The 11373-nt window shown below is 36.7% G+C and carries 12 protein-coding genes; 11 read left to right on the forward strand and 1 reads right to left on the reverse strand.

All coding sequences use genetic code 11. The features are described from left to right. From trmFO to VMW81_01505, 11 genes are all read left to right on the forward strand, one after another. Positions 1-734 (forward strand): methylenetetrahydrofolate--tRNA-(uracil(54)-C(5))-methyltransferase (FADH(2)-oxidizing) TrmFO (gene trmFO / locus VMW81_01455; protein HUU49607.1); only part of this gene is annotated, 734 nt, incomplete at its 5' end. Next, the gene (xerC, locus tag VMW81_01460; GenBank protein ID HUU49608.1) at positions 735-1679 is read left to right on the forward strand and encodes a tyrosine recombinase XerC; all 945 of its coding nucleotides are present in this window, start codon (positions 735-737) and stop codon (positions 1677-1679) included. It begins immediately after the preceding gene. Positions 1680-1698: 19 nt separating this feature from the next. Continuing rightward, positions 1699-2235: an ATP-dependent protease subunit HslV gene (gene hslV, locus VMW81_01465; protein ID HUU49609.1), complete on the forward strand. Its 537-nt coding sequence runs from the start codon at positions 1699-1701 to the stop codon at positions 2233-2235. Between the two features lie 15 nt (positions 2236-2250). After that, complete coding sequence (gene hslU, locus VMW81_01470) at positions 2251-3612, forward strand: ATP-dependent protease ATPase subunit HslU (GenBank protein ID HUU49610.1); 1362 nt, start codon at positions 2251-2253, stop codon at positions 3610-3612. 7 nt (positions 3613-3619) lie between these two features. Then, entirely contained in the window at positions 3620-4519 is a 900-nt protein-coding gene (gene argB, locus VMW81_01475) for an acetylglutamate kinase (GenBank protein HUU49611.1), read from the forward strand. A gap of 120 nt (positions 4520-4639) precedes the next feature. Further along, positions 4640-5836 carry an acetylornithine transaminase gene (locus VMW81_01480; protein HUU49612.1) on the forward strand — a complete coding sequence of 399 codons (1197 nt, stop codon included), beginning with the start codon at positions 4640-4642 and terminating at the stop codon, positions 5834-5836. Next, positions 5833-6753, forward strand: coding sequence for an ornithine carbamoyltransferase (gene argF, locus VMW81_01485; protein ID HUU49613.1), 921 nt, complete (start codon positions 5833-5835; stop codon positions 6751-6753). Before VMW81_01480 ends, argF begins: the two co-directional genes overlap by 4 nt. Before the next feature lie 16 nt (positions 6754-6769). Beyond that, a complete protein-coding gene (locus VMW81_01490) occupies positions 6770-7978 on the forward strand; it encodes an argininosuccinate synthase (GenBank protein HUU49614.1) in 1209 nt (402 codons plus the stop codon). Between the two features lie 10 nt (positions 7979-7988). Next, positions 7989-8630 carry a PHP-associated domain-containing protein gene (locus tag VMW81_01495; GenBank protein HUU49615.1) on the forward strand — a complete coding sequence of 214 codons (642 nt, stop codon included), beginning with the start codon at positions 7989-7991 and terminating at the stop codon, positions 8628-8630. After that, positions 8627-9511, forward strand: a complete 885-nt coding sequence (locus VMW81_01500; GenBank protein ID HUU49616.1) for an SDR family oxidoreductase — start codon at positions 8627-8629, stop codon at positions 9509-9511. The genes VMW81_01495 and VMW81_01500 overlap by 4 nt, the downstream gene beginning before the upstream one ends. 12 nt (positions 9512-9523) lie before the next feature. Then, complete coding sequence (locus VMW81_01505; GenBank protein ID HUU49617.1) at positions 9524-11056, forward strand: NAD(P)/FAD-dependent oxidoreductase; 1533 nt, start codon at positions 9524-9526, stop codon at positions 11054-11056. A gap of 3 nt (positions 11057-11059) precedes the next feature. On the opposite strand, the gene VMW81_01510 is transcribed toward VMW81_01505, so the two are convergent. Further along, the coding region (locus VMW81_01510) for a DUF188 domain-containing protein (protein HUU49618.1) at positions 11060-11373 on the reverse strand (314 nt) is incomplete at its 5' end.

Consider the following 11373-nt stretch of genomic DNA (forward strand, 5'->3'; position numbering starts at 1 on the left):
ATGAACTCATAGAGGGAGACATTGTCCCTTTAAAAGATTTTGAAAAAGAGATGTTCTTTGAAGGATGCCTTCCGATTGAAGAACTGGCAAGGAGAGGAGAAAAGGCCCTCGCTTATGGACCCTTGAAACCTGTGGGGCTCAAGGATAAAAATGGCTTAAGACCTTTTGCAGTTGTTCAGTTAAGAAAAGAGAACAAAGAAGGTAAGACCTATAGCATGGTAGGATTTCAAACAAGGCTTACCTATCAAGAGCAAAAAAGGATTTTCAGAATGATTCCTGGTCTAGAGAAGGTAAGATTTCTCCAATACGGGAGTAGGCACCGCAATACATACATCAATTCGCCTCTCATCTTAAATGAGCATTTACAGGTAAAATTTCTTCCTCATATATTTATTGCTGGACAGCTCACAGGGGTTGAAGGGTATATAGAGTCAGCCTCAATGGGATTGATAGCAGGGATAAATGCTATAAGATTTTTAAGGGGTGATGACCTATTTGTTCCCCCTCCTACGACAGCTATTGGTTCTCTGATAAGATTTATTACAGGAAGCCATTCTTCTCAATTTCAGCCAACGAATATAAATTTTGGTCTATTTCCAAGTTTAAATTCGAACAATATATCAAAATCAAAAAGAAAGATATTTATCGTTGAAAGGGCTATGAAAGATATACAAAAATGGAGTATAATAATAAATAAACAAAATAAGAATACCCTTTTAAAAGTACTAGTTTAAATGAAAATCCAATATCTTATAGAAAAATTTAAAAGATTTTTAGATATAGAAAAAAATGTATCCGAGCATACCCTTAGAAATTATATTAGCGATTTAGAACAATTCCGTCAATTTTTAAAGGCCACATCTTTATGTTTAAAAGATACTAAGGGTGATATAGATCTTGAAGACATTGACAAGCTTATTATCAGGTCCTATATGGGATATCTCCATGTTAAAATAGGCAATAGTGGTAAGACAGTAGCAAGAAAATTATCAACCTTAAGATCCTTTTTTCAATATCTCATAAGGGAAGGTTATACAGATAAAAATTATCCCAAAATGGTTTCCGCCCCTAAACAGGAAAAAAGGATTCCATCTTTTCTTTCTGTTGATGACATATATAAATTATTGGAATCTCCCAAAGGCATGAAACCCCTTGTGTTGAGAGATCTGGCAATCTTAGAATTATTTTACGCATCTGGAATCAGAATTAGTGAATTGGTGAACCTTGATCTGAAAGATTTAAATTTTCAAGATCGTTTTGTAAAGGTTTTAGGAAAGGGAAGAAAGGAGAGAATTGTTCCATTAGGCAGAAAGTCTTCCGAAGCTTTACAGAATTATATCAATATAAGGAATGATTTGATAAAAAAAGGATCTGATGAGAGAGAAAGTATGAGTGCCTTATTCCTAAACAATAAGGGAAGAAGAATAACCCCACGTGGTGTTCAAAACATTGTAATGAAATATGTCAGAGATGCAGGATTAAAAAAGAAAATAAGTCCTCATACCTTGCGGCATTCCTTTGCTACGCATCTATTGGATGCTGGTGCTGATTTAAGGACTATTCAGGAATTTTTGGGGCATAGTTCTTTATCGACCACCCAAAAATATACTCATTTAACTACTGACAGATTAATGCAAATATATGATAAAGCACATCCTAGGGCAAGAAAGAAGTCTTGATTTTATGAGGAGAAAAAAGATGGACCTAAGATTTCGATCCACCACAATATTATGTGTCAGACACAAAAATAAGGTTGTCATGGCCGGTGATGGACAGGTCAGTTTTGGTAATACCGTGATGAAACATATGGCAAGGAAAGTAAGGAGAATGTATAATGATAAGATATTAGCTGGATTTGCAGGTGCTGCTGCAGATGCCTTTGCTCTTTTTGGTAGATTTGAAAGCAAACTTGAGCAGTATCATGGTAATCTTAACAGAGCTGCTGTGGAGTTGGCCAAGGACTGGAGGATGGATAAGGTATTGCGGAGATTAGAGGCCCTATTGGTAGTAGCGGATAAGGAAAGTTCTTTACTCTTATCAGGAACAGGGGAAATCATAGAACCTGATGATGGTATTATTGGTATCGGTTCTGGTGGACCTTATGCTTTGGCCGCAGCAAAGGCTTTAGTTGCCTATTCGAATTTAGAAACCAGAGAGATAGTGAAAAAAGCTATGGAAATTGCAGCCTCGATATGTGTTTTCACAAATGATAATATCGTGGTTGAAGAGCTTTAAAATATGGAGCAACCGATGAAGAAATTAACGCCTCGAGAGATTGTAAAAGAACTGGATAAGTATATTATTGGTCAGAAAGAGGCTAAGAGAGCATCAGCGATTGCTTTAAGAAACAGGTGGAGAAGACAGCAACTTCAGCCAGAATTGAGAGATGAAGTAGCCCCGAAAAATATTATTATGATAGGTCCAACGGGGGTTGGAAAGACAGAAATAGCAAGAAGATTATCAAAATTAGATTCTTCCCCTTTTCTAAAGATTGAAGCATCCAAGTTTACAGAGGTGGGTTATGTAGGTCGAGATGTTGAGTCGATAATCAGGGATTTAACCGAATTGTCAAAAAATATGGTATTAGATGAGAAGACAAGTGAGGTAGAGGACAAGGCCACAAAAGCTGCAGAGGAAAGGATTCTAGACTTATTATTACCACTTCCCAAAACACATCATAAAAAAGGTGATATTGAGAAAGAAGAACTGGATGATTTAGGAAAAGAGCATTATCAAAATACGAGAGAAAAATTTAAGAAATACTTAAGAGAAGGAAAATTTGATGATAGATTTGTAGAGATAGACATTCAGGAGAAGATGGTACCTGTGATTGAGGTTCTCTCTGGGTCTGGACTGGAGGAGATGGATATAAATATCAAAGACATGTTTGGGAGCCTCCTCCCTCAGAAGAAGAAGAGAAGAAAGGAAAAAGTTCCGGAGGCTTTAAGAATATTCAAACAGGAAGAGGCACAAAAGCTAATCGATATGGGCAAGGTGATTAAGGAGGCTATAAACAGAATAGAACAATCAGGCATTGTTTTTTTAGATGAAATTGATAAAATAGCAGGGAGAGAAGGCACTCATGGCCCAGATGTTTCTAGGGAAGGCGTGCAGAGGGACCTTTTACCAATTATAGAAGGCAGTAGAGTTAGCACAAAGTACGGGATGGTGAAAACAGACCACATTCTCTTTATCGCGGCCGGTGCTTTTCATGTCTCTAAGCCTTCTGATCTTATTCCTGAAATGCAGGGAAGATTTCCCATAAGGGTTGAGCTTGATTCCCTCGGAAAAGAAGAGTTTATAAAAATTCTTACAGAGCCCCAAAATGCTCTTATAAAGCAGTATACCGCCCTTTTAGAGACAGAGGATATCAAAATAGAATTTACTGATGAAGCGATTTCAGAAATAGCAGGATTAGCAGCGTTGGTAAATGATAGATCTGAGAATATTGGTGCGAGGAGACTGCATACTATTATGGAGAAACTATTAGATGAGATATCTTTTGATGCCCCAGATCTCGAAATAAAAGAAATAGAAATAGATGCCAAGTATGTTAGAGAAAAACTGGATAAGGTTATAAAGGATGAAGATTTAAGCAGATATATTTTGTAATAAGAAAATGACAAAAGAGAGAAAAAAATATACACCAGTCGAAAAGGCAAACATCTTGATAGAGGCTTTTCCCTATATTAAGAGATTCTATGGCAAGACCATTGTCATAAAATTTGGTGGGAGTGCCATGATTAATGAAAGTCTTAAAAAATCCTTTGCCCTTGATATTATCTTAATGAAGTATATTGGGATAGCTCCAGTGATTGTTCATGGGGGTGGTCCAAAAATAACCGAGGTGATGAAAAAGATGGGAAAGGAGCCAAATTTTATTGAGGGGCAAAGAATAACCGATAGCGAAACCATGGATATCGTAGAGATGGTGCTTGGAGGAATTGTGAATAAACAAATAGTGGCATTAATTAACCATCATGGAGGTAGGGCAGTCGGCTTGACGGGAAAGGATGGTCAATTCATCAAGGCTAAAAAATTAAATTTTAAAAGGTTATCTGAGGAAACAGGAACTCCTGAAATAATAGATATTGGCATGGTTGGAGAAGTAGAGTCCATTAATCCTGAAATAGTAAAGATCTTAAAAGAAGGAGATTTTATACCCGTGATTGCACCAATTGGGATAGGGGAACATGGTGAGACATATAATATCAATGCCGATCATGTTGCATCAAGAGTAGCATCTGCATTGCATGCAGAAAAACTTATTTTATTAACAGATGAAGTGGGAATTATAGGAAAAGATAAATCTTTACTCCCTACTCTCAACAGTAAAGAAGTCAATAATCTCATTCAAAAAAAGGTTATAAAGGGGGGTATGCTTCCTAAGGTAGCGGCTTGTCTTGATGCTTTGGATTCCCATGTGTCAAAGACTCATATTATTGATGGAAGAGTTAATCATGCCATCTTGCTAGAAATGTTTACTGACGAAGGAGTGGGAACAGAAATCGTAAATTAGTCACTTCAACCTTTTGAATAACTCTCTCCTTTAATTCTTTTATTTCCATTTTTTATTTCTTTATTGATTTAAAATTCAATTTTATGATAACATAATATTTTTTTAATGAGGCGTTTACCCTTGGATACCAATAATATAATTAAAAATTCATTAAGATATTTGGTTAATAATTACTTCCGTTTTCCAATTGTATTAGTTAGAGGAGAGGGATGCAAAGTATGGGATGTGGACGGTAAGGAATATATAGATTTTGCAAGTGGTCTGGGGACAACTAACTTAGGACACTGTCATCCCAAGATTATTGAGGCTGTCAAGGATCAAGTAGAGACTTTGATCCATATAAGTAATTTTTATCATATCGTTCCCCAGGTAGAGATGGCTATGCTATTAGTTGAAAATTCCTTTGCTGACAGAGTCTTTTTTTGCAATAGTGGTGCGGAGGCAAATGAAGCAGCTATAAAATTGGCAAGAAAGTATTCTAGGGATAGATATGGAGACCAGAGATACGAGGTTATCTCCACAAGAGGTTCTTTTCATGGAAGGACAATTGCTTCTCTATCCGCTACGTGTCAAGAAAAGCTTTGGAAAGGGTTTGAACCCATGCTTGTTGGTTTTCAATATGTTCCTTTTGATAACATTGAAGAGACAGAGAAAACAATATCTGATAAGACATGTGCTATTATCGTTGAACCGATTCAAGGAGAAGGAGGGGTCAATATTCCTTCAGAAGGATATTTGAAGAAGCTGAGGGGTTTATGTGACAAGAATAATCTTTTGCTCATCCTTGATGAGGTCCAAACAGGAATGGGGAGAACAGGAAAATTGTTTGCGTATGAACATGAGAACGTTTCTCCCGATATAATGACATTGGCCAAATCTTTAGGTGGAGGACTGCCTATTGGTGCTATGCTTGCCACGAATGATGTAGCTGAGACATTTACCCCTGGAAGCCACGGATCAACCTTTGGTGGAAATCCTTTATCTTGTGCTGCAGGTATGGCAGCTCTAAAGGTCATCTTAGAGGAAAATCTTCTTGAGAACAGTAGTAAAGTCGGGAACTACTTTATCGACAGACTTAAAGGTTTGCAAATGAAATATGATTTCATAAAAGACCTGAGAGGTAGGGGGCTGATGATAGGAATGGAGATTGACTTTGAAGGGAAAAAAATAGTTGAGTTGTGTGCAGAGAAGGGGTTTATTATAAATTGTACAATGGAAAGAATATTAAGATTTCTCCCCCCTTTAATGATTGGTGAAAAAGAAGTCGATTTATTAATTGATATGCTCAATGAAATTTTCAAGGGTTTAAAATCATGAAAAAAGACTTGTTATCCTTAACTAATTTAGAAAAAGAAGAAATTGAAGAAATTTTAGAGAGAGCCTCTGTTCTCAAGGATAACCTTAAAAAAGGTATATCCTATAGACCCTTAGAAGGAAGGATATTAGGTCTAATATTTCAGAAACCTTCGACAAGGACGAGGGTCTCCTTTGAGGCAGGTATGTATCAACTTGGGGGAACAGTCATATTTTTGAATACTGATGAGCTTCAGCTATCCAGAGGAGAGGGTATCAAGGATTCTGCTATGGTTCTATCAAGATATCTTGACGGCCTTGTGATTAGGACATATTCTCAAGAAAAATTGGAAGAATTTGCTCATCATGCTACCATACCTGTAATTAATGGGCTTACGGATCTTCTTCATCCCTGTCAGATATTATCTGATATTTTTACTATAAAAGAGAAGCGAGGGGGCTATCGAGGAATTAAAGTCGCATACGTAGGGGATGGTAATAATGTTGCCAACTCCTGGTTATATGGTGCTTCCAAGTTAGGTATAAATCTCTCTATTGCTTCTCCGAAAGGATATCAACCCAATAAGGAGATTTTAAAGACAGCTATAAGCCTAGCTTATGAGAGCGGTGCGAGAATAGACCTTTTTGAAGACCCATTCAAGGCTGTGAATGATGCTGATATCATATATACTGATGTATGGACAAGCATGGGACAGGAAAAAGAGTATCAAAAAAGAAAAAAGATCTTTAGAGACTATCAAATAAACAAAAAATTAGTCGATGCTGCCAAAAAAGAGGTCTTGGTAATGCATTGTATGCCTGTACATAGGGAAGAAGAGATTACTTCAGAGGTTATGGACGGACCCATGTCTATTATCATTGAGCAGTCAGAGAATCGTCTTCATACACAGAAAGCTATATTAGAAATTCTATTAGCTTAGAGATGGAGGATGATCTATGAATCATTTGCCAAAAAAGATTGTATTGGCCTACTCCGGGGGATTAGACACGTCTGTAATCATTAAGTGGTTATTGGAGAATTACAAATCAGAGATTATTGCGTTTGTGGCTGACCTCGGGCAGAAAGAGGATCTGAAAGAGATTAAGAATAAAGCGCTTGCTACAGGAGCAAAAAATGTTTATGTTGAAGACCTCAAAGAGGAATTCGTAAGAGACTATATCTTCAAAGCCCTGAAAGCAAATGCTATCTACGAAGGAACCTATCTCTTAGGCACATCTTTAGCCAGACCACTTATTGCAAAAAAACAGATAGAGATAGCGGATAAAGAGGGAGCAGATGCTGTTGCTCACGGTGCAACAGGAAAAGGAAACGATCAGGTTAGATTCGAATTGACTTACAAGTCTTTAAACCCTGAAATAAAGATAATCGCACCATGGAGAGAGTGGGAATTCGATTCGAGGGAGTCTTTAATAGCCTATGCAAAAAAACATTCAATACCAGTACCTGTTACGGCAGAAAAGCCCTATAGTAGTGATGAAAATCTATTCCATATAAGCTATGAAGGGGGTGTTTTAGAGGATCCTTGGTTAGAACCAAAGGAAGATATGTTTAAATTGACCACTTCTCCTGAACAAGCGCCAGATAGTCCGGTATATCTCGAGATAGATTTCGAGAAAGGAATACCTGTAGCAATAGACGGAAAGAAAAATAGCCCAGCAAAACTTTTAGAGAAATTGAATAAGACCGGTGGCCAACATGGAATAGGAAGGATTGATATCGTAGAGAATAGATTTGTGGGAATAAAGTCAAGGGGAGTCTATGAGACACCTGGTGGTACGATTCTCCACATCGCTCATAGAGCCATAGAATCAATAACTATGGATAGAGAGGTTATGCATATAAGAGACTCTCTCATTCCGAAGTATTCAGAATTAATATACTACGGTTTTTGGTTTTCACCGGAGATGGAGATGTTGCAAAAGACTATTGATGAGTCCCAGTTGAATGTTACAGGGAAAGTGAGAGTCAAATTATATAAAGGAAACTGTATTGTTACAGGGAGAAAATCTGAACAATCCCTTTATAGTCAAAAATTAGCTACCTTTGAGAAGGAAGAAGTCTATAATCAAAAGGATGCTGGAGGATTTATCAATCTTAATGCTCTTCGCCTTAAGATGAGAGCCCTGCTGAAAAGAAAGACTTAAGGTAAAAAACATGTTTTTTGATATTCATACCCATACAACGAGATACTCTCCTTGTAGCATATTAAAACCCCATGACTTGGTGAATAAGGCTCTTGAATTAAACCTTGATGGAATCGTTATTACAGAGCACGGGATGTTGTGGGATAAGGAAGAGATTCTGGAATTGAAAGAAGAGACAGGGGCTAATGATATGCCCATTCTCAGAGGGCAGGAGGTTACATGTTACACCCCTCAAGGTAATTTTCATGGAGACCTTCTGGTTTTTGGATATGATGAGTTATTTCAAGAAAAAGTAACAGCGGTTGAGGTTATTGAGAGAGTACATGAGGTAGGGGGTGTAGTTGTTGCTGCCCATCCTTACAGAGAAGGATATGGATTTGGAGATGATGTTTTCAATCTCCATTTAGATGGTATTGAGGTCTTTCATCCCTATCATTCCTCATTAGACATAAAAAAGGCACAGTCAGCAAAAAAGATCCTTGATGTGGCTGACCTAGGAGGGAGTGATGCCCATGACGTTAGCTTTGTAGGATATTATCTCACATCTTTTTCAGGGGAAGTGAAAACCGAAGAAGATCTGGTAAGAGAGATCATAGCTAAAAATTGTAAGGCTGTTACCCTAGAGGAGGTCAAAGAAGTAGAGGGAAAATGAGGATCCTAATTACTGGAGGAAGCGGACTTTTAGGGTGGAATCTTTCTAAGATTGCTTCCTGTAATCACCAAGTCATTATCTCATATTTTAAACATCCCGTAGAACTTCCAGACCTCTGTTCTGTTTTATTAAATATAATAAATAAAAGTGAAGTCAAAAAACTTATCAAGTTCTACAGACCTGAGGTTATTATACATACTGCTGCTTTAACAAATGTAGATTTTTGTGAAGAAAACAAGGAAATTACAAAAAAGACAAATGTGGATGGGACACGAAATATCGCTGAAGCGGTGGAAGAGATAAATGGGAAACTTATCTTTTGTTCAACAGATCTGGTTTTTGATGGTAAAAAAGGTAATTATAGAGAAGATGATGAGGTGAATCCTTTAAATTATTATGCTGAGACAAAGGTTAAGGGTGAAGAGATTACCAGGAAGATTTGTTCTAACTATATCATAGCAAGGATTAGCATCATATATGGATGGAGTAATAACCTCAATAAGGGATTTACTGATAATCTTTTGGAAAATTTAAAATCAAAGAAAAAAGTGTTTCTATTTCAGGATCAGTTTCGATCTCCGATATATGCTGTTAATTTATCAGAGGCATTATTAGAAATAGCAAAGAGAGATATAACAGGTGTAATTCACCTGGGAGGAAAGGAAAGGATCAGTAGATATGAATTTGGTAGAAAATTTGCCAGGAAGTTTCATCTTGATACTGAACTAATCATAGAAGGTTCGTTCCTGGAACATGATTTGATCGGAACGAGACCAAAGGACAGTTCTCTGGATATTTCCAAGGCAAAGGCAATTCTGAAGACTCGATTCATAGATATTAATGAAGGATTGAATTGTATGAAAGAGACTCTAAGTCATTAAGAGGTTATTAAATTGTCTCGAAAAATTTCTTCTTCTCAATACGACGTAGTGATCATAGGAGCTGGCCTTGGCGGATTGATTTCTGCTGCTGTTATTGCAAAAAAAGGTTTTAGGGTCTTAGTTGTGGAAAAGAACAGCTACCCAGGGGGATGCTGCAGCAGTTTTTCTAAAGATGGATATATCTTTAATTTCGGACCTTCTTTATTTTGGGGATTAGATAGGGGAGGCCCTCTCTATAATCTTTTTGAATATCTTGGCATTCAAGAAAGTATCAAAACTCAGAATATCCTCAGAAGGATAGATCCAGGAATACAGATTGTTCTTCCAGATCATCGCTTAGATATCTATACTGAAAGAGAGAGATTATTTGAAGAACTCAAAAGAGAATTTCCAAAGTATTTTAAAACGTTAAGAGAGTTTTACAATAGAGTAGATTATATAAATTCTGAGATATTTGAAGCTTATAGTAATTATCCTTTTAATATTAAAAGAGAAGGAGATGGAAGGGCGAATAGCAACAGCAAATTTATTACCCTTTTATCAAGGGATATAAAGAGAATGAGTTTGCCTAAAAGCATTCGAAATTTTTTTACTCGGTACAGTTGGGATATGAGCATAAAAGACTTTTTTAGTCTCCAAACCTTATTTTTCGGTCAGGTAGATTCATCTGATGCACCCCTTCCCTTTTTTACAAGAGTTCTCACAATACCCTTAAAAGGACTTTATTATCCTCTAGCTGGAAGTCAAGGATTTGCAAATTTCCTAGCAGATAGGGTTTTCGATCTGGGAGGAGAAATAAAATATAACGTTAATGTAAAAAGTCTATTATTTGATAGGAAAAAGGCAAAGGGAATTAGATATGATGAGGGTGTTATATCTAAATCTATCCATGCAAAAAAGATCATTGCTAATACATCTATATTTAATCTAAAAGACAGTTTAATCTCCGAAGAGCTTCCAAGAGAAAGGCTCGTTAAAAAATTTAGAGATATAAAAGGGAGATGGACCATATTTTCACTCTTTTTAGGGGTTGATAGTAAAGCCGTGCCAGAACCCATAAAGGAAAATCTACTCATGTATACTGATAGTTATGAAGCCCCTGAAGAAAGAAGAATACTCTATGTTCATACCAGTCCAGAGTGGGATAGAAAGAGAGCACCTGGGGGCAAAAGGGCCTTAACAGCTCTTTCTGTTTTTCCTGTTGAAAATTGGAAAGGAGACGAAGGGGAGCTTAAAAAGAAAAATATAGAAAAAATAATAGCAGACTTAAAAAGAATTATTCCATTTATAGAAGGTAATTTTAATATTGTGGATATGATGACACCACCAAAATTTGAAAAGCTCTTATCCCGGCCTGAAGGAATAGTAGGGAACTTAAATGGTGGTTATAAGAAAAATAGATTTAATTTTTATGGCCTTTCTCACAATCTTCCCCTTAAGAATTTATATCTCGTGGGGGAAGAAGCGTATCCAGGTTATGGGACGACCAATGTTATGTTTTCAGGATTTCATGCGGCAGAAAGGATCATAGAGGATCTAAAATAGTTATTAAAAGGAAATTGTCTTCTCTAAAAGCCTTTTCAAATTCTTTTCAAATATGACGTCTTGTATTCTTTTTCTCTTCTTTGGGCCCTTTATCTTCATACCCTTTTCCCTTAGCCTTCTTTTAATATTCCTTGATTCTAAAAGATGCTCAATATTTCTTTCTGTGAATATCTTTCCATCAGGAGAGATGACCTTTGCACCTTTTCTGAGAACAATGGAAGCAAGGCCCAGGTCATAAGTTACAATGATGTCTTCCTTTTCAGAAGAATTGATGATAGCTATATCAGCTTCTTGAGGCAAAGAGTCAACAAATCTGA

Source organism: Nitrospinota bacterium, from assembly GCA_035528715.1.
Taxonomy (GTDB): Bacteria; JADFOP01; JADFOP01; order DATKYB01; family DATKYB01; genus DATKYB01.